Raw genomic sequence first — 18,331 nt, forward strand, 5'->3', positions numbered from 1 at the left:
TAGAAACGTGTGAAAGATGCGTCCGCTATGTGTCAATAACAGGCATTGCGGGATATGTATGAGACTGGCCGCCATTCCCGATAGCACAGCTCTGATGCTACACTGTTTTCAGTCCTCATTACCTCAACAAATAAATTTATGACTACCGCTGATTTCAAACGCCCTAAACTAGAACTCCCAAACGGGGCAGATAAACTGCTGCTGCACTCCTGTTGCGCTCCGTGTTCTGGTGAGGTAATGGAGGCGATCCAGGCCTCAGGGATCGACTACACCATCTTCTTCTACAATCCGAACATTCATCCGCAGAAAGAGTATCTGATTCGTAAGGATGAGAATATTCGCTTTGCCGAACAGCACGGCGTACCGTTTATCGATGCGGATTACGATACAGATAACTGGTTTGAGCGCGCCAAAGGCATGGAATGGGAACCCGAGCGCGGCATTCGCTGCACCATGTGTTTTGACATGCGCTTTGAGCGGACTGCGCTTTACGCCGCTGAAAATGGCTTCAACGTGATTAGCAGCTCACTGGGCATCTCTCGCTGGAAAAATATGCAGCAAATCAACGACTGCGGTCAGCGAGCCGCCGCCCACTATCCGGGTATGGTCTATTGGGACTATAACTGGCGGAAACAGGGCGGTTCGTCGCGCATGATTGAAATCAGCAAGCGCGAGCAGTTCTACCAGCAGGAATACTGCGGCTGTGTTTATTCACTGCGTGACAGCAACCTGCACCGCAAATCCCAGGGCCGTCCTCTCATTCAGATCGGTAAGCTTTACTACGGTAAAGAAGACGACCAGGCCTGATTTTATGTCACGCCCTCTGTGGCGTGACCGCCTTCCTGTGCATTCCTCTAACAATTGCATGCCCCACCCGGCACGAACAGTAATTTTTAGTCATGAGATGGCTGAAAGTCGATCTGGCATCGAAGCCTGCTGAACGCTCTTAACAGTCATTCATCAAACAACGTTGTCCTTTGTATAAGGCCGACTCAGTGAGCCGTTATATAAGGCTCCTTCACAAACTCCGCTAACAACCCAGCAGTTGCTTACAGAGCGTGGCAAATGTCACCGCATCGTCCGTTTCCACCAGTACGCTCACGTATGCCGCACAGGTGCCAGACAGTTCAAAGAGATCCGCAGAATCGGGAAGTTGCAGGTGAAGAAGGGATGAAAAGGGATGCCCCTGAATTACATAAGGTTGCTTAAAAGTTTGCGAGGCGGCTTCCAAAGGGCATTGCCGGGTGGCGGCTGCGCCTTACCCGGCCTACAAAACCGCGAACAAGCCAACCTATCCGCGACACGAACCGTAGGCCCGCGCAAGCGCAGCGCCGCCGGGCACAGCCACACCGTAGCTACCCCTCGCTCATCATCGCCAGAAACCGCTTCACCGTCCGCGAACGCTCAAAACGCCGCCAGCAGAGCGCGATATCGGTATAAAGCTCCGGTGAGCGCAGCGCATGGTAGGTGACATTCGGCGGAGAAATAGCGGCCATGGATTTCGGCACCAGCGCGAACCCGCCGCCAGCGGAGACCATGCTCAGGGAAGAGGAAAGTTGTGAGGATTGCAGCGTGTGTTGCATATCGATCCCGGCCCGCTCGCAGCTGCCGTAAACGCGGTCATACAGCCCCGGCGCGACCTCCTGGGGGAACAGCACCACCGGCGTATCCCGCAGCTCATCCAGCGCCAGATCGCCACATGCCGCCAGAGGATGATCGCGATGCAGCGCCACCACCATCGGCTCCCGATCGAGGATTTTTAATTCGAATACCTTACTGCTTTCGCACGGCAGGCGCACAAAGGCGATATCCAGCTCACCCTCCGCCAGCATCGTCGTCAGCGACGACATATTGGCTTCCACCTGGTGAACCTGCACTGCCATGTTCTGCACCTGAAACTGGCGAATCAGGGCGAAGATTTTGGGATGAAAAGCATCTGAACTGGTGATGCCAATCGACAGGCTGCCGTTCAGCCCGCGCGCGATGCCCCGGGCTTTCTCCAGCGCGGCATCGCTCAGCGCCAGGATCTTACAGGCGTCCTCATAGAAGGCCTCTCCCGCTTCGGTCAGCTCCACGCCCCGCGTCAGGCGCCTGAACAGCGGCGTGCCCACTTCCTCTTCGAGCCGTTTGATCTGCTGACTCAGAGGAGGCTGTGAAATACCCAGCGCTTTGGCCGCCCTGGTGAAGTGTCGCTCGCGTGCTACCGCGACAAAATAGCGCAGATAACGAAGTTCCATATCAAAAACGTCTCAAACCAGCATGGATTCTATATTGGAACTCTCTGCTGAATCGGGTCAACATTTATTTAACCTTTATAAATAAAGTTGAAGAGGACGGGCATGATGATGCATTCATTTGCATGCGACTGTGAGGCGAGTTTATGCGAGACCCTGCGTGGGTTCTCGGCTCAGCATCCTGACAGCGTGATCTATCAGACATCGCTAATGAGCGCCCTGCTAAGCGGCGTCTACGAAGGGGAGACGACCATCGCCGACCTGCTGGCACACGGTGATTTTGGTCTCGGTACCTTTAACGAGCTGGACGGTGAAATGATTGCCTTCAGCAGTCAGGTGTACCAGCTGCGCGCCGACGGCAGCGCCCGCGCCGCGAAGCCGGAGCAAAAAACGCCGTTCGCGGTGATGACCTGGTTCCAGCCGCAGTACCGCAAGGCCTTCGACGGGCCGGTCAGCCGTCAGCAGATCCACGACGTGATCGACCAGCAAATCCCCTCCGATAACCTGTTCTGTGCGCTGCGCATCGACGGCAATTTCCGCCACGCGCACACCCGCACCGTACCGCGCCAGACACCGCCGTACCGGGCGATGACCGACGTGCTGGATGACCAGCCGGTGTTCCGCTTTAACCAGCGCGAGGGCGTACTGGTCGGGTTCCGCACCCCGCAGCATATGCAGGGCATTAACGTGGCGGGCTATCACGAACACTTTATCACCGACGACCGTCAGGGCGGGGGCCACCTGCTCGACTATCAGCTGGAGAACGGCGTGCTCACCTTCGGCGAAATCCACAAGCTGATGATTGACCTGCCCGCCGACAGCGCGTTTTTACAGGCCAACCTGCACCCCAGCAACCTTGATGCGGCTATCCGCGCCGTCGAAAACTAACAGGAGAACTACCGTGAACAGTGAGAAACAGTCACGTCAGTGGGCGCACGGCGCCGATATGGTTGTCGGCCAGCTGGAAGCGCAGGGTGTGAAGCAGGTGTTCGGCATACCGGGCGCAAAAATCGACAAGGTCTTTGACTCCCTGCTGGACTCCTCCATCGAGATTATCCCGGTGCGTCACGAGGCGAACGCGGCGTTTATGGCGGCAGCGGTAGGGCGGCTAACCGGTAAGGCCGGGGTCGCGCTGGTCACCTCCGGGCCGGGCTGCTCCAACCTGATCACCGGCATCGCCACCGCCAACAGCGAAGGTGACCCGGTGGTGGCGCTGGGCGGGGCGGTGAAGCGGGCAGATAAAGCGAAACTGGTGCACCAGAGCATGGATACCGTCGCCATGTTCAGCCCGGTCACCAAATACGCCGTCGAAGTTAATTCACCGGACGCGATTGCCGAGGTGGTGTCGAACGCGTTTCGCGCTGCCGAGCAGGGCAGGCCGGGCGGGGCGTTTGTCAGCCTGCCGCAGGATATTGTCGACCAGCCCACCACGGGGGCGATTTTACCCGCCAGCACCGCGGCGCTGATGGGCCCGGCGCCGGAGTCAGCCATCAACGACGTGGCGAAGCTTATCGCGAAGGCCAAAAACCCGGTCATCTTACTCGGCCTGATGGCCAGCCAGCCCGCCAACAGCGCCGCGCTGCATAAGCTGCTGGAGAGAAGCCGTATTCCGGTCACCAGCACCTATCAGGCCGCCGGGGCGGTGAATCAGGAACACTTCACCCGCTTCGCCGGACGCGTCGGCCTCTTTAACAACCAGGCGGGCGACCGGCTGCTGCATCTGGCGGACCTGATTATCTGCATCGGCTACAGCCCGGTGGAGTACGAGCCGTCCATGTGGAACAGCGGCGACGCCACGCTGGTGCACATTGACGTGCTGCCCGCTTATGAGGAGCGCAAGTATGTTCCCGATCTGGAACTGGTCGGGGATATTGCCGCCACGCTGAATCTGCTTGCCAGTCGAATCGAGCACAAACTTGAACTCAGCCAGCGCGCCTCGGAAATTCTTGTCGATCGCCAGCATCAGCGGGACCTCCTCGACCGTCGCGGCGCATCGCTTAACCAGTTTGCCCTGCATCCGCTGCGCATTGTGCGCGCCATGCAGGACATCGTGAATAACGACGTAACGCTCACCGTCGACATGGGCAGCTTCCACATCTGGATCGCCCGCTACCTCTACAGCTTCCGGGCGCGTCAGGTGATGATCTCCAACGGTCAGCAGACCATGGGCGTGGCGCTGCCGTGGGCGATTGGCGCGTGGCTGGTCAACCCGGGGCGCAAGGTGGTCTCGGTCTCCGGGGACGGCGGCTTTTTGCAGTCGAGCATGGAGCTGGAAACCGCCGTACGCCTGAACGCCAACGTGCTGCACATCATCTGGGTGGATAACGCCTACAACATGGTGGCCATCCAGGAAGAGAAAAAATACCAGAGGCTTTCCGGCGTCGAGTTCGGCCCGGTCGATTTCAAAGCCTATGCCGACGCGTTCGGTGCGAAAGGCTTTGCCGTCGAGAGCGCGGACGCGCTTGAGCCGACGCTGCGTGCGGCAATGGATGTCGATGGCCCGGCCGTGGTGGCCATTCCCGTCGACTACAGCGATAACCCGCTGCTGATGGGCCAGCTCCATCTCAGCCAGATTTTGTGAATCAATATAAGGACAGAGAAATGCAAAAAGTGGCTCTCGTAACCGGCTCCGGTCAGGGGATTGGCAAAGCGATCGCGCTTCGCCTGGTGAAGGATGGTTTTGCCGTTGCTATTGCGGATTACAACGAAGAGACGGCGAAAGCGGTCGCGGATGAGATCACCCGTAACGGCGGGAAGGCCGTCGCCGTGAAGGTGGACGTCTCTGACCGCGAGCAGGTGTTCGCGGCGGTGGAAAAAGCCCGCACCGCGCTGGGCGGTTTTAACGTCATCGTCAATAACGCCGGGGTGGCGCCGTCCACGCCCATCGAATCCATCACGCCGGAGATTGTCGACAAGGTCTACAACATCAACGTGAAAGGGGTGATCTGGGGCATTCAGGCCGCGATTGACGCCTTTCGCAAAGAGGGGCACGGCGGCAAAATTATCAACGCCTGCTCTCAGGCGGGCCACACCGGCAACCCGGAGCTGGCGGTCTACAGCTCCAGCAAGTTCGCGGTGCGTGGCTTAACCCAGACCGCCGCGCGGGATCTCGCGCCGCTGGGGATCACTGTTAACGCCTACTGCCCGGGGATCGTCAAAACGCCGATGTGGGCGGAAATCGACCGTCAGGTCTCCGAGGCGGCGGGTAAACCGCTTGGCTACGGGACGGAAACCTTTGCCAAACGCATCACGCTTGGCCGTTTGTCCGAACCGGAAGACGTGGCCGCCTGCGTCTCTTACCTCGCCGGGCCGGATTCCGACTACATGACCGGTCAGTCGCTGCTGATTGATGGTGGGATGGTGTTCAACTAAATACACAATACTAAAAAGCTCTGACATGAACTTTCCCCTGCTCCCGTGCAGGGGCTTTTTTTTGTCTCGTCAGCCATTGTGCATTACACTGCGCGCTGCAAAACTTTAGTCTTGAGATCTGACAGGCGGTAACAGCGATGAACGGTACAATCACAACGTGGTTTAAAGATAAAGGCTTTGGATTTATCAAAGATGAAAACGGCGACAACCGCTATTTTCATGTGATTAAGGTCGCCAACCCTGATCTGATTAAGAAAGATGCGGCGGTGACCTTCGAGCCAACCACCAACAGCAAAGGCCTTTCCGCGTATGCGGTGAAGGTGATCCCGGAGAGTAAGCATCTTTATATTGCGGGCGAGCGCGTGAAGCTCACCTCAATTAAATCCTTCGTGGTGTTCAGCGAGGAAGAGCCCGTTGAGACCAAAATCGACAAAGAGAATGCGGTGCTGTCGGTGGGGCTGCTGATGAACAGCATCAAACCCAAAACCGAGAAAAAGCCGGGCGAAATGCGCACGGTGAAGAAGCTGGCGATCACTACCTTCCAGAACACGACGCTGATCTTCACTGAAGATGAGATCGACATCGATGCCACGGTGAAGCTGCTGAAGTGATTTTTTGCCGGGTGGCGGCTACGCCTTACCCGGCCTACGAAAAACCATCAACGCGGCACGAAACGTAGGCCCGGTAAGCGCAGCGCCACCGGGCACCGCCGCGCACACTTACCCCATCCTGTGCTCGCCCCGCAACATCGCCTCACGGTCAAACACCCGCCGGATCTCCCCGTGCGCCATAAATGCCGCCCGGTCGGACATATGCGCAATCACGTCCGCATCGTGGCTCACCAGCAGGTAGGTCATGCCGTGCTGCGCCTTCAGGCGGTTGAGCAGGTTCAGGATCTCCGCCTGTACCGACATATCCAGCGCCGAGGTCGGTTCATCCAGCAGCAGAAGCTGCGGGCGCAGCAGCAGCGCGCGGGCGATGGCCACGCGCTGATGCTGTCCGCCGGAAAGCTGATGCGGGTAACGCCTGCCGGCGTCGGCAGCCAGACCCACCTGTTGCAGCGCATCCGCCACCTTTTCGGCAACCTGGGTTTCGCCGTGGATGTTTAACGGCTCCGACAGGGTGCGGGCAATGGTGTGGTTCGGGTGCAAAGACGCCCACGGATCCTGGAACACCATCTGCACGTTACGGCGAAGCGCGCCTTCAAAACGTCGTCCTGGCCGTAAATTTTCCCCGAGGACGGAAATGTGGCCATTCCACTCGCGCAGCAGCCCCGCCAGCACGCGCAGAAGAGTCGATTTGCCGCAGCCGGATTCACCGATCAGGCTGAAGGTTTCGCCTTTTTCGATCGCAAAACTGGCGGCGGAAACCGCCGTTTTTTCACCAAAACTCACCCGGAGCTGGTTAACCTCAACGAGTGCCATTGTCGGCCTCCTTCCACGGTTGCGAACGGTCGAGCGTCGGCAGCATCTGGCCAAACGTCCCGGCGTTCGGGCGGCAGGTCCAGAGCGTGCGCGTGTAGGGATGGGTTGCCTGCGGCAACTGGCTCGCCGCCATTTCATCAACTTTCTCACCCTGATACATCACCAGCACGCGGTCACAGTGTTCCGCGACGAGCGGCAAATCGTGGCTGATTAACAGCATCGCCATCTGCCGCGCCTCGCACTGCTGTACCAGCAGCTCCAGGATCTGGTTGCGCAGGCGTGCGTCCAGCGCGGAAGTCGGTTCGTCGGCGATCAGCACCTGCGGGTTGTTGATGAGCGCAATGGCGATCATCACGCGCTGGCCCATGCCGCCGGAGAGTTCGCCGGGATAGCGCTGGAGCACGTGCTCGTTCAGCCCCACGGCGCGGATGATATCGTGAATGCGCGCCAGGCGTTCGGCGCGGGGCAGGCGCTGATGGAGGGTCAGCGCTTCATCAAGCTGGGCGGCGACGGTTTTCACCGGATTTAGCGCGTAGCGCGGGTCCTGTAGAACCATCGCAATGCCGTTGCCGCGCAGCGCCTGCCAGCGGCGGCTGTTCAGGGTCAGCAGGTCGTTGCCAAGCACGTTAAGCCGCTTAGCGCTCACGATGCCGGGCTTGCGCACCAGCCCCATCAGGGCGCGGGCAGACATGGACTTGCCGGAGCCGGATTCTCCCACCAGCGCCAGCCGCTCGTTGCCTAACGTAAAGCTCAGGTTGTTGACCACGCGCGCGGCGGGGTAGTCGATATTTAGCGCATCGACGATGACGCGGTGTTCAGTCATGCTGTGGCTCCAGTACGTCGCGCAGGCCATCGCCCAGCAGGTTAAAGGCCAGGCTGGCAAACAGAATCGCCCCGCCTGGAATGGCGGCAATCCACCACTGGTCAAAAATGACCTGCATGCCGTCGGCTATCATCGCGCCCCATTCCGCCATCGGTGGACGTGCGCCCAGGCCAAGGAAGCCCAGCCCGGCGGCGGCCAGAATGATCCCGGCCAGATCCAGCGCCAGCCGTACAATCGCGGAGGGCAGGCACAGGGGCAGAATATGGCCGACCAGCAGGCGCGGGCCGCGAATGCCCATCATCTCCGCGGCGGCCAGATAATCGCTGTGGCGCAGACGCTGGATTTCACTGCGCGCCTGGCGCGCATAGGCAGGCCAGGTCGTTAAGGCCAGCGCCAGCGCGCCGTTCACCAGACCGGGGCCGAGCATCGCGACAAACGCGAAGGCGAGGATCAGGCGCGGCATCGACATCACCACGTCGGTAAAGCGCATCAGGATGCGCTCCATCCAGCCGCCGTAGTAGCCTGACAAAATCCCCACCAGCAGACCGGCGGGGAGGGTAATAACGGTGACTAAGGCCACCAGCCCCAGTGCCGGACGGGTGCCGTAGATTAATCGGGAGAGCAGATCCCGCCCATAGCTATCGGTACCCAGCCAGTGCTGCGCGTTGGGCGGTTGCAGACGCGCGGCGGCGTCCTGCCAGTTGGGGTCATGCGGCGCAAGCCACGGTGCTAACAGGGCAATAAGCACCAGCAGCGCGATGGCGATCAGCCCGCAAAACGCGGCAGGGGAGCGGCGCAGGCGGCGTAAGAAGAGATAAAACGGCATTAGCGCACCCTGGGATCGGTCGCCCGCACAAGCAGGTCGGTAAGGTTATTGATCAGAACAAAGCAGACGCCAATCAGCAGCGTGCCGCCCATCACGGCGGTGGTGTCACCGGCGAACAGGGCCGTGGTGAGGTAGCGCCCGATGCCCGGCCACGAGAAGACGGTTTCGGTTAATACCGCGCCCTCCAGCATGCTGGTGTAGGCCAGGGCAATCACCGTCAATAGGGTGCTGCGAATGTTCGGCAGCACGTGACGCAGCAGGATGGTCATCTCTCCGGCGCCTTTGGCGCGGGCGAGCAATATGTACTCTTTGTTCATCTCGCTCAGACAGGCGGAGCGCGTCAGGCGGGTGATACTTGCCAGCGAGTAGTAGGCCAGCAGCAGCACCGGCAGCACCAGGTGGCTGATGGCGTTGTGGAACGCCTCGCGGTCGCCGGAAAGCCAGGTATCAACCAGCGCAAATCCGGTTCGTGGCTCAACGGTGAATTGCCAGATGTCGTCCAGCCTGCCGGGGCCAGCGCTCCACTGTAGTTTCGCGTAGAACAGAGCCAGCATCAGCAGTCCGAGCCAGAATATTGGCACCGAATTGCCGAGCAGGGTGAGCGTTCTGATCGCTAAGTCCAGTGGCGAACCGGCGTAGCGGGCGCACAGTACACCCGCAATCACGCCGAGTACCGTGCCGATAATTAGCGCCAGCGTTGCCAGTTCCAGCGTGGCGGGAAAGGCGTGCAGCAGGTCCTGCAATACCGGCTGACCGGTAGCGCTGGCGGTGCCTAAATCCCCGTGAGCGAGGTTTTGCAGGTAGTGCCAGAACTGTACGGGAAGAGGCCGATCCAGCCCAAGCTGGTGGCGAACCTGATCGTAAGTGGACTGGCTGGCGTGATCGCCGACGATCTGCAATACGCGATCGACCGGGGAAAAGGCAGAGAGCGCAAACGTGACCAGCAGTAGCCCGAACAGCGTGAGCAGGAGAGTCAGCAGACCCTGAAGCACGCGGGTGGAAAGATGTGGCATGGGAAATCTCTTTATGCCGGGTGGCGGCTTCGCCTTACCCGGTCTACAAAAACCAGGAACGTAGGCCGGGTAAGCGCAGCGCCACCCGGCAACAAGGGCTACTTCGTAACGCGATCGTACCAGACCATATCCGCGTTCAGCCCCTGCTGATACCCCTTCACGTTATCGCGCACCACGATCTGGGTTTTGCCCTGGTCAACGAACACATACGGCGAGTTATGCTGTAACTGTTCCTGCATCTTCTTATACAGATCCAGACGTTTTGCCGGATCCGGCTCGGCAACCGCCGCCAGCGTAGCGTTGTTCAGCTCCGGAATTTTCCAGCCGTTAAGCCCGGCCACGGTGCTGGATTTCCCGTCATTCCATGCGAAGGCGCTGGCGTTGGAGTGCGCATCGAAGTAGTCCGGGATCCACAGACGGATGGCCGCCTGATGCTGTTTCGCACGCACGCGGGCGTACACCTGGCTACCCGCCGCGGGCAGCAGATCCACCTTCACGCCGCCCTGAGCGAAGCTCGCCTGCATGGATTGCGCGATGGTGATGAACGGCGGTTTATTCTCTACGTCCAGCGTGAAATGCGCGTCTTTGATGCCCGCCCTGGCGAGGATCGCTTTTGCTTTTGCCGGGTCAAAAGTGAACGGATTGTCCTCCAGCGCGCCCGGCAGGCCGACCGGCAGGAAGCTCTGATGAACAAAATACTGGCCTTTCAGCAGGTCCTTGGTGATGCCTTCATAATCCACCAGCCAGCGCGAGGCTTCCCAGAACGCTGGATTATTCAGCAGCGGGTTAGCGCTGTTGCCGGTGTTAAACACCAGATAGTTTTGCTCGGCAGAAGGGATGCTCAGCACCTTCACGCCCGGCTTGCCGCTGAGGGCGCTTATCTGGTCTGCACCCAGATCGCGCGCCACGTCCGCGTCACCCTGCTGGATCAGCAGGCGGCGGGAAGCGGGATCGGGGACGTTTTTAATGATGATGCTTTTAAGCTTCGGCGCGCCGCCGGGCGCGGAGTCGTTGGCTTCCAGCACGATGGCCTGATGCGGCTGGTAAACGCGCATTTTGAACGCGCCGCTGCCCGCAGAGTGCATTTTTAACCACGCGTTGCCGAAGTCGTTATCCTTCACGTTCGCCGCAACCTGCTTTTCATCGACGATGGAGGCAATCGGCGTGGAGAGTATATTCAGCGCTACCGACGGGCTGACGTCCGCCGTCCAGCGAAGCGTGAGGGTATGGTCGTCCACTTTCTTCAGCTGGCTGGCGATGTTGCTGGCGTCCCAGCCCAGTACGTTGAGGATAAACGCCGGGGATTTGTTCAGCGTCACGGCGCGGGTATATGAGAAGATCACATCTTCCGGGCGCAGCGGGTTGCCGGAGGCAAATTTTGCATCGGGCTTAAGTTTGATGGTCAGGGTTTTTGCTGCCGAGTCCGCTTCCCAGCTTTCGGCCAGAACCGGGGTGTTTTTTTCCGGGTTATCGCGGTCCGGCTGTACCAGACGCTGATACAAACTCGGTACGGTCTGGATGCTGGAAAGTTCGTTGGCTTCGGCCGGGTCAAGGCTCACGATATCATCCAGACCCTGGGCGACAACCAGCGTGTTGGGCGGGGTAGCGGCGTGAGCAGCGCTTGAGAGCGCAGCCAGCACCAGTAACGGCAGCAGTTTTTTATTCATAGCGATCCCTGAAGAAAATATATTGTGATTGTTTTATGCACCGTTACGGTAGGCTGGCTGAGGATTTCCTCAAAGTCGAAATTCTGCTTTGCTTATGCCCTCCGGGAATAACGCATTCGGTCTGGTTATGAGTCACCTCTCTTTTCGTTGGCTTTTTAACCTGCTATAACAAACTCCTTACCTTTCAGGGAGTCATCGCCGTGCCCGAAATCAATCAACATGGTCAAACCGTTAATGATATTGTTCCGGACTGGAAATGCGCCCGCGCGTTAACCCGTACCCTGCTCACCGGGCAGTATTGCCGCCTGGAGCCGCTGGATGCTGACCGCCATTCGGCTGATTTGTTTGAAGCCTATGCGCTGGGTGACGACAGCGACTGGACGTGGCTTGCCAGCACCCAGCCTGTGAGCGTTGAGGCCACTGCGCACTGGGTGCTGGGAAAGGTGCTGGATGACGACCTGGTGCCCTTTGCCGTTATCGATCTGCGCACCGAAAAGGCGGTAGGGCTGGTCAGCTATATGGCGATAGAACGCTTTCAGGGCTCGGTTGAGATCGGCCACGTCACCTGGTCGCGCAGAATGAAGGGCACCCGCGTGGGTACCGAAGCGGTGTGGCTGCTGCTGAAAAATGCCTTTGAGCATCAATATCGCCGGCTGGAGTGGAAGTGCGATTCGATGAACATCGCCTCACGCAACGCGGCGGAGCGGCTGGGGTTTGTCTGGGAAGGGCGCCTGCGCCAGAAGCTGGTGCGTAAAGGACGCAACCGCGACAGCGATATGCTTTCGATTATTGACGGCGAATGGCCGCAGCGCGATGCAGAGCTGCGCGCCTGGCTGGCGGCGGAGAATTTTGACGGGGAAGGACGGCAGGTTAAGCGGCTTGAAGCATTTCGGCAATAATTTCCCCTCACCCTAACCCTCTCCCAGAGGGAGAGGGGACGATGACACCCTCTCCCTTTGGGAGAGGGCCGGGGTGAGGGGAGAAGTTCGCACTCAGCGGCGAACCGGCGCCCCATCCGCCACATAATACGCCGCCGTGCTCTTCGCCAGCGGCTCGCGCCCGCGAATGGCGTCGGCAATCTTTTCGCCAATCATGATGGTGGTGGCGTTCAGGTTGCCGGTGATAATCTGCGGCATAATCGACGCATCCACTACGCGTAACCCTTCCAGCCCGTGAACCCGGCCTTCGCCGTCGACCACCGCCATTTCGTCGTAGCCCATCTTGCAGGTGCCGCACGGGTGGAAGGCGGTTTCAGCGTGGTTGCGCACGAACTCGTCCAGCTGTTCGTCGGTCTGGCATTCCACGCCCGGGCTGATTTCACGACCGCGATACTTGTCCAGCGCAGGCTGGTGCATGATCTCGCGGGTGATGCGGATCGCGTCGCGGAACTCCTGCCAGTCCTGCTCGTGGGACATGTAGTTGAACAGGATCGCCGGATGCTGGTGCGGATCGCGCGACTTGATGCGCACGTGGCCGCGGCTCGGCGAGCGCATGGAGCCAACGTGGCACTGGAAGCCATGTTCTTTCACCGCGTTCGAGCCGTTGTAGTTAATCGCCACCGGCAGGAAGTGATACTGAATGTTTGGCCACTCGAACTCCTCGCGGCTGCGGATAAACCCGCCCGCTTCGAAGTGGTTGCTCGCGCCCACGCCTGTGCCGCCAAACAGCCACTCCGCGCCAATCTTCGGCTGGTTCCACCATTGCAGGGCAGGGTAGAGGGAGACCAGCTCCTTACATTCATACTGAAGGTACATCTCCAGGTGATCCTGCAAGTTTTCACCCACCCCGGGTAAATCATGTACCAGCGGGATATCAAACTGCTTCAGCAGTTCAGCGTTGCCCACGCCGGAGCGCTGGAGGATCTGCGGAGACGCGATGGCGCCCGCGCACAGCAGCACCTCTTTCTTCGTCGTCGCTTTTGACGGAATGGTGCTTTCGCCTTCCAGCCACTCGACGCCCACCGCGCGCTTGCCGTCAAAGATAATGTGATCGGTCATGGCGTGGGTGCGGATGGTCAGATTCGGGCGCGGTTTGGCCTGGTCCAGATAGCCGCGCGCGGTGCTGGCGCGTCGGCCCTGCGGCGTGACCGTACGGTCCATCGGGCCAAAGCCTTCCTGCTGATAGCCGTTAAGGTCGTCGGTGCGCGGGTAGCCCGCCTGCACGCCCGCCTCTACCATCGCTTCAAACAGCGGGTTCACGCCCGGCTTAGAGGTGGTGACGCTCACCGGACCGTCGCCGCCGTGGTAGTCGTTCGGCCCCACGTCGCGGGTCTCTGCCTTGCGGTAATAGGGCAGGCAGTTGAGGTAGCTCCAGTGCTCCAGACCCGGTTCTTTCGCCCAGTTGTCCAGATCCATCGCGTTACCGCGCACGTAGCACATGCCGTTGATCAGCGACGAGCCGCCCAGCCCTTTACCCCGTCCGCATTCCATGCGGCGATTGTTCATGAAAGGCTCAGGCTCGGTTTCATACGCCCAGTTGTAGCGCTTGCCCTGCAACGGGAAGGCCAGCGCGGCAGGCATCTGGGTGCGGAAGTCAAAGCGGTAGTCCGGCCCGCCCGCCTCAAGCAGCAGGACGGTGGTGTTCGGATCTTCAGTCAGTCGTGTTGCCAGTACGTTGCCGGCAGAGCCGGCTCCGATAATGATGTAGTCAAATTGCAAATAAACCTCCCGGTTAAAATATGGACTGGAATTTACCCATCTCAACCTGGATGGACTTCACCTGGGTGTAACTCTGAAGCGTCATGACGCCGTTCTCACGGCCAATGCCGGAGTGTTTGTAGCCGCCGACCGGCATCTCTGCGGCGGATTCACCCCAGGTGTTGATCCAGCAGATGCCCGCTTCGAGCTGATGAATAGCGCCGTGGGCGCGGTTCAGATCGGCGGTGACGATGCCCGCCGCCAGACCGTAGTCGGTATCATTGGCGCGGCGAATGGCCTCTTCGTCAGTGTCATAGGTAAGAATGGACATCACCGGGCCGAAGATCTCTTCGCGCACGATGGTCATTTCGTCGGTGCAGTCGGTGAACACGGTCGGGGCCACCCACGCGCCGTTATCAAAGCCGTCACCCTTCAACACGTCGCCGCCGCACAGCACGCGCGCGCCTTCCTCTTTGCCTTTGGCGATGTAGCGCAGCACGCTGTCGCGGTGCGGGAAGCTGACCATCGGGCCAAAGTTGGTGTTTTCATCGAACAGGTCGCCCGCGCGGATGCGGCCCACGCGCTCAACGATTTTTTGCTCAAACGCGGCTTTGACCTTCGCGGGCACGAACACGCGGGTGCCGTTGGTGCACACCTGACCGGAGCTGAAGAAGTTCGCCATCATGGCGATATCTGCCGCGAGATCCAGATCCGCGTCGTCAAACACTATCAGCGGAGATTTACCGCCCAGCTCCATCGTCACCTCTTTCAGGGACGAGGCCGCCGAGTTCGCCATCACCTTTTTGCCGCTGGCGACGCCGCCAGTGAAGGAGACTTTGGCGATGCCCGGATGCTCGGTCAGGAACTGGCCGGTCTCCGCGCCCACGCCCGGCAGGACGTTAAACACGCCGTCCGGCAGGCCCGCCTCGGTGTAGATCTCCGCCAGCTTCAGGGCGGTGAGCGGGGTCACTTCGCTCGGCTTGAAGATCATCGCGTTGCCCGCCGCCAGCGCCGGGGCGGATTTCCACAGGGCGATCTGGATCGGGTAGTTCCACGCGCCGATGCCCGCCACCACGCCCAGCGGCTCGCGGCGGGTGTAGACGAACGAGGTGTCGCGCAGCGGGATCTGGCTGCCTTCCAGCGCCGGGATCAGCCCCGCGTAGTACTCCAGCACGTCCGCGCCGGTAACGATGTCGACGGTCGAGGTTTCGGAATACGCTTTACCGGTGTCGAGGGTTTCCAGCGTTGCCAGCTCGTCGTTTCGCTCGCGCAGGATATCGACGGCGCGGCGCAGGATGCGCGAGCGCTCCATGGCGGTCATCGCCGCCCAGATCTTCTGCCCGCGCTGTGCGCTTTCCACGGCGCGGTCCACGTCTTCGCGCCCGGCGGCCTGCACGGTTGCCAGAACTTCACCGTTCGCCGGGTTGATGGTCTCGAAGGTGCGACCGCTGGTGGCCGATGTGTAACCACCATTGATATAAAGCTGCTGTTCTGCCATTCGGGACATAAATTCTCCTCGGTTAATCGGTCGGTAAATGCTGGCTGATAAAGTGGCTGGTGAGCGACTGGGCCAGGGTTTTATCCAGCGGTTTGCCGCTGAGCGCAGCGCGCAGCCATAGCCCGTCAATCAGTGCGGCAAGCCCGTAGCCCGCCTCTTCAGCCTGTTCACGCGGCAGCTCGCGACGGAACTCGTACACCAGGTTTGAGAGCAATCGGCGGCTGCTGACCTGCTGCAAACGGTAGAGCATCGGCTGATGCATGCTGCTGGCCCAGAAGGCCAGCCAGGCCTTCATCGCCGCGCCGCTGATCTGGGTTTCATCAAAATTGCCGCCGACAATCGCCTGCAATCGCTGCTCTGCGCTGCCGTCCGGCAGGGCGCGTAAACGGCTTAATACCGCGTCGCGCAGCTGACCGGTGATGTCACGCATGGTCGCTTCCAGCAGACCGTTTTTATCTTTGAAATAGTGGCTGATGATCCCCGTGGATACGCCCGCCCGACGGGCGATTTGCGCGATGGTTGCGTCATGCATTCCCACTTCATTAATTGCTTCCAGCGTGGCATCGATTAGCTGCCTGCGCCGGATCGGCTGCATCCCCACTTTGGGCATTTTTGCCACTCCATTCATCAGCGTTGGTTAACTATTAAAGCGGTTTTTGATTGGACGTTCAATATAAAATGTGTCTTAATTGTTGCGGATTTGGATTTCAATAGTTACAAAAACAGTGGGGATACTGGATGACAGACCTTTCACAGGACAGAGAAAAAGACAAAATCAACCCGGTCGTTTTTTATACGTCCGCCGGGCTGATTTTGTTGTTTTCCCTGACGACCATTTTCTTTCGTGATTTTTCTGCCGAGTGGATTGGGCGCACCCTGGACTGGGTGTCGAAGACCTTCGGCTGGTACTATCTGCTGGCGGCGACGCTCTATATTGTCTTCGTGGTCTGCATTGCCTGCTCGCGCTTCGGTTCGGTGAAGCTCGGGCCTGAGCAGTCCAAGCCCGAATTCAGCCTGCTGAGCTGGGCCGCGATGCTGTTTGCCGCGGGCATCGGCATCGACCTGATGTTCTTCTCCGTGGCGGAACCGGTCACGCAGTATATGCAGCCGCCGGAAGGGGCAGGGCAGACGATGGAGGCCGCGCGCCAGGCGATGGTCTGGACGCTGTTCCACTACGGCCTGACGGGCTGGTCGATGTACGCCCTGATGGGCATGGCGCTCGGATACTTTAGCTATCGTTATAATTTGCCCCTTACCATCCGCTCCGCGCTGTACCCGATTTTCGGCAAAAAGATCAACGGCCCTATTGGGCACACGGTAGACATCGCGGCGGTGATCGGCACCATCTTTGGTATCGCGACAACGCTCGGAATTGGCGTGGTGCAGCTTAACTACGGGCTGAGCGTGCTGTTTGGCATCCCGGATTCGATGGCGGCGAAGGCGGCGCTGATTGCGCTGTCGGTGATTATCGCCACCATCTCGGTGACCTCCGGCGTGGATAAAGGGATTCGCGTGCTCTCCGAGCTGAACGTCGCGCTGGCGCTGGGGCTGATCCTGTTCGTGCTGTTTATGGGCGACACCTCGTTCTTGCTCAATGCCTTAGTGCTGAACGTGGGTGATTACGTGAACCGCTTTATGGGCATGACGCTGAACAGCTTCGCCTTTGACCGTCCGACAGAGTGGATGAACAACTGGACGCTCTTCTTCTGGGCGTGGTGGGTGGCGTGGTCGCCGTTTGTCGGCCTGTTCCTCGCGCGCATTTCGCGTGGCCGCACCATTCGTCAGTTCGTGATGGGCACGCTGATCATCCCGTTCACCTTTACCCTGCTGTGGCTGTCGATTTTCGGCAACAGCGCGCTGCACGAGATCATCCACGGCAATGCGACTTTTGCCCAGGAAGCGATGGCGCACCCGGAGCGCGGCTTCTACAGCCTGCTGGCGCAGTATCCGGCGTTTACCTTTAGCGCGTCCGTAGCGACCATTACCGGCCTGCTGTTCTACGTCACCTCGGCGGACTCCGGCGCGCTGGTGCTGGGGAACTTCACCTCGAAGCTCAAGGACATTAACAGCGACGCGCCGAACTGGCTGCGCATCTTCTGGTCCGTCGCCATCGGCCTGCTGACGCTCGGCATGCTGATGACCAACGGTATCTCGGCGTTGCAGAACACCACGGTGATCATGGGCCTGCCGTTCAGCTTCGTGATCTTCTTCGTGATGGCCGGGCTGTATAAATCGCTTAAGGTGGAAGACTACCGCCGCGTCAGCGCCAGCCGCGACACCGCCCCGCGTCCGCTGGGCGCGCAGGACAGGCTGAGCTGGAAAAAACGTCTCTCGCGCCTGATGAACTACCCCGGCACGCGCTACACCAGCCAGATGATGGAGACGGTCTGTTTCCCGGCGATGGAAGAGGTGGCCCAGGAGCTGAAGCTGCGTGGCGCCTACGTGGAGCTGAAAAACCTGCCCCCGGAAGAGGGCGAAAATCTGGGGCACCTGGATCTGCTGGTGCACATGGGCGACGAGCAGAACTTTGTCTATCAGATCTGGCCGCAGCAGTATTCGGTGCCCGGGTTCACCTACCGGGCGCGCAGCGGGAAGTCGACCTACTACCGGCTGGAGACCTTCCTGCTGGAAGGCAGCCAGGGGAATGATTTGATGGATTACAGCAAGGAGCAGGTGATCACGGACATTCTGGACCAGTATGAACGGCACCTGAACTTTATCCATCTGCACAGGGAAGCGCCGGGGAATAGCGTGATGTTCCCGGATGTATAAATGGATTCTTAAAATTTTGCCGACCTGTATATAAATACAGTATTTTGGCGCAATATTACTCAAGGA

General features: G+C 59.7%; 16 protein-coding genes. 7 read left to right on the top strand and 9 right to left on the bottom strand.

Annotation, left to right across the window (positions count from 1 at the left end; genetic code table 11):
• The first annotated feature begins 138 nt into the window (after positions 1–138).
• Positions 139–807 (top strand): epoxyqueuosine reductase QueH, encoded by a 669-nt coding sequence (locus ACOTWU_RS00215; protein WP_023296073.1) that lies wholly within the window; start codon positions 139–141, stop codon positions 805–807.
• Positions 808–1,355: 548 nt separating this feature from the next.
• On the opposite strand, the gene ACOTWU_RS00220 is transcribed toward ACOTWU_RS00215, so the two are convergent.
• Positions 1,356–2,237 carry a LysR family transcriptional regulator gene (locus ACOTWU_RS00220; protein ID WP_003858850.1) on the bottom strand — a complete coding sequence of 294 codons (882 nt, stop codon included), beginning with the start codon at positions 2,235–2,237 and terminating at the stop codon, positions 1,356–1,358.
• Positions 2,238–2,342: 105 nt separating this feature from the next.
• Here ACOTWU_RS00220 and budA point away from each other — a divergent pair, with 105 nt between their 5' ends.
• The 4 genes from budA (at position 2,343) to ACOTWU_RS00240 (ending at position 6,217) form a co-directional block, all read left to right on the top strand.
• Entirely contained in the window at positions 2,343–3,122 is a 780-nt protein-coding gene (budA, locus tag ACOTWU_RS00225; protein ID WP_126499165.1) for an acetolactate decarboxylase, read from the top strand.
• Complete coding sequence (gene alsS, locus ACOTWU_RS00230) at positions 3,094–4,815, top strand: acetolactate synthase AlsS (protein ID WP_152818972.1); 1,722 nt, start codon at positions 3,094–3,096, stop codon at positions 4,813–4,815. The genes budA and alsS overlap by 29 nt, the downstream gene beginning before the upstream one ends.
• A 20-nt stretch (positions 4,816–4,835) precedes the next feature.
• Positions 4,836–5,606 carry a (S)-acetoin forming diacetyl reductase gene (locus ACOTWU_RS00235; protein ID WP_003858846.1) on the top strand — a complete coding sequence of 257 codons (771 nt, stop codon included), beginning with the start codon at positions 4,836–4,838 and terminating at the stop codon, positions 5,604–5,606.
• Between the two features lie 137 nt (positions 5,607–5,743).
• The gene (locus ACOTWU_RS00240) at positions 5,744–6,217 is read left to right on the top strand and encodes a cold-shock protein (RefSeq protein ID WP_015571193.1); all 474 of its coding nucleotides are present in this window, start codon (positions 5,744–5,746) and stop codon (positions 6,215–6,217) included.
• Positions 6,218–6,325: 108 nt separating this feature from the next.
• Here ACOTWU_RS00240 and ACOTWU_RS00245 read toward each other — a convergent pair whose 3' ends face one another.
• The 5 genes from ACOTWU_RS00245 to ACOTWU_RS00265 all read right to left on the bottom strand — a co-directional run bounded on the left by ACOTWU_RS00245 (position 6,326) and on the right by ACOTWU_RS00265 (position 11,359).
• Complete coding sequence (locus ACOTWU_RS00245; protein ID WP_126499147.1) at positions 6,326–7,030, bottom strand: ABC transporter ATP-binding protein; 705 nt, start codon at positions 7,028–7,030, stop codon at positions 6,326–6,328.
• Positions 7,017–7,853 carry an ABC transporter ATP-binding protein gene (locus tag ACOTWU_RS00250; RefSeq protein ID WP_047057858.1) on the bottom strand — a complete coding sequence of 279 codons (837 nt, stop codon included), beginning with the start codon at positions 7,851–7,853 and terminating at the stop codon, positions 7,017–7,019. The genes ACOTWU_RS00245 and ACOTWU_RS00250 overlap by 14 nt, the downstream gene beginning before the upstream one ends.
• Complete coding sequence (locus ACOTWU_RS00255) at positions 7,846–8,679, bottom strand: ABC transporter permease (protein WP_023296077.1); 834 nt, start codon at positions 8,677–8,679, stop codon at positions 7,846–7,848. Before ACOTWU_RS00255 ends, ACOTWU_RS00250 begins: the two co-directional genes overlap by 8 nt.
• A complete protein-coding gene (locus ACOTWU_RS00260) occupies positions 8,679–9,692 on the bottom strand; it encodes an ABC transporter permease (protein ID WP_017694356.1) in 1,014 nt (337 codons plus the stop codon). Before ACOTWU_RS00260 ends, ACOTWU_RS00255 begins: the two co-directional genes overlap by 1 nt.
• Positions 9,693–9,790: 98 nt before the next feature.
• A complete protein-coding gene (locus tag ACOTWU_RS00265; RefSeq protein WP_126499148.1) occupies positions 9,791–11,359 on the bottom strand; it encodes an ABC transporter substrate-binding protein in 1,569 nt (522 codons plus the stop codon).
• A gap of 200 nt (positions 11,360–11,559) precedes the next feature.
• Here ACOTWU_RS00265 and ACOTWU_RS00270 point away from each other — a divergent pair, with 200 nt between their 5' ends.
• The gene (locus ACOTWU_RS00270; protein ID WP_032103078.1) at positions 11,560–12,258 is read left to right on the top strand and encodes a GNAT family N-acetyltransferase; all 699 of its coding nucleotides are present in this window, start codon (positions 11,560–11,562) and stop codon (positions 12,256–12,258) included.
• A 93-nt stretch (positions 12,259–12,351) separates the two neighbouring features.
• On the opposite strand, the gene betA is transcribed toward ACOTWU_RS00270, so the two are convergent.
• From betA to betI, 3 genes are read right to left on the bottom strand one after another with little or no spacing between them, the layout of a single operon-like run.
• Entirely contained in the window at positions 12,352–14,016 is a 1,665-nt protein-coding gene (betA, locus tag ACOTWU_RS00275) for a choline dehydrogenase (protein ID WP_252049324.1), read from the bottom strand.
• 13 nt (positions 14,017–14,029) lie between these two features.
• Entirely contained in the window at positions 14,030–15,502 is a 1,473-nt protein-coding gene (gene betB, locus ACOTWU_RS00280; protein ID WP_126499150.1) for a betaine-aldehyde dehydrogenase, read from the bottom strand.
• A 13-nt stretch (positions 15,503–15,515) separates the two neighbouring features.
• The gene (gene betI / locus ACOTWU_RS00285) at positions 15,516–16,103 is read right to left on the bottom strand and encodes a transcriptional regulator BetI (protein WP_017382531.1); all 588 of its coding nucleotides are present in this window, start codon (positions 16,101–16,103) and stop codon (positions 15,516–15,518) included.
• 128 nt (positions 16,104–16,231) lie between these two features.
• On the opposite strand from betI, the gene betT reads away from it, so the two are divergent.
• Entirely contained in the window at positions 16,232–18,265 is a 2,034-nt protein-coding gene (betT, locus tag ACOTWU_RS00290; protein WP_126499151.1) for a choline BCCT transporter BetT, read from the top strand.
• Positions 18,266–18,331: the final 66 nt, after the last annotated feature.

Origin of the sequence: Enterobacter cloacae complex sp. GYL001, from assembly GCF_049237125.1 — a bacterium.
GTDB classification, from domain to species: Bacteria; Pseudomonadota; Gammaproteobacteria; order Enterobacterales; family Enterobacteriaceae; genus Enterobacter; species Enterobacter hormaechei_C.

What these genes read in the sequence shown, in the direction of transcription:
- ACOTWU_RS00215 (WP_023296073.1), top strand. Translation starts at nt 139, where the DNA reads ATGACTACCGCTGATTTCAAACGCCCTAAACTAGAACTCCCAAACGGG.
- ACOTWU_RS00220 (WP_003858850.1), bottom strand. Translation starts at nt 2,237, where the DNA reads ATGGAACTTCGTTATCTGCGCTATTTTGTCGCGGTAGCACGCGAGCGA.
- budA (WP_126499165.1), top strand. Translation starts at nt 2,343, where the DNA reads ATGATGCATTCATTTGCATGCGACTGTGAGGCGAGTTTATGCGAGACC.
- alsS (WP_152818972.1), top strand. Translation starts at nt 3,094, where the DNA reads ATGCGGCTATCCGCGCCGTCGAAAACTAACAGGAGAACTACCGTGAAC.
- ACOTWU_RS00235 (WP_003858846.1), top strand. Translation starts at nt 4,836, where the DNA reads ATGCAAAAAGTGGCTCTCGTAACCGGCTCCGGTCAGGGGATTGGCAAA.
- ACOTWU_RS00240 (WP_015571193.1), top strand. Translation starts at nt 5,744, where the DNA reads ATGAACGGTACAATCACAACGTGGTTTAAAGATAAAGGCTTTGGATTT.
- ACOTWU_RS00245 (WP_126499147.1), bottom strand. Translation starts at nt 7,030, where the DNA reads ATGGCACTCGTTGAGGTTAACCAGCTCCGGGTGAGTTTTGGTGAAAAA.
- ACOTWU_RS00250 (WP_047057858.1), bottom strand. Translation starts at nt 7,853, where the DNA reads ATGACTGAACACCGCGTCATCGTCGATGCGCTAAATATCGACTACCCC.
- ACOTWU_RS00255 (WP_023296077.1), bottom strand. Translation starts at nt 8,679, where the DNA reads ATGCCGTTTTATCTCTTCTTACGCCGCCTGCGCCGCTCCCCTGCCGCG.
- ACOTWU_RS00260 (WP_017694356.1), bottom strand. Translation starts at nt 9,692, where the DNA reads ATGCCACATCTTTCCACCCGCGTGCTTCAGGGTCTGCTGACTCTCCTG.
- ACOTWU_RS00265 (WP_126499148.1), bottom strand. Translation starts at nt 11,359, where the DNA reads ATGAATAAAAAACTGCTGCCGTTACTGGTGCTGGCTGCGCTCTCAAGC.
- betB (WP_126499150.1), bottom strand. Translation starts at nt 15,502, where the DNA reads ATGTCCCGAATGGCAGAACAGCAGCTTTATATCAATGGTGGTTACACA.
- betI (WP_017382531.1), bottom strand. Translation starts at nt 16,103, where the DNA reads ATGCCCAAAGTGGGGATGCAGCCGATCCGGCGCAGGCAGCTAATCGAT.
- betT (WP_126499151.1), top strand. Translation starts at nt 16,232, where the DNA reads ATGACAGACCTTTCACAGGACAGAGAAAAAGACAAAATCAACCCGGTC.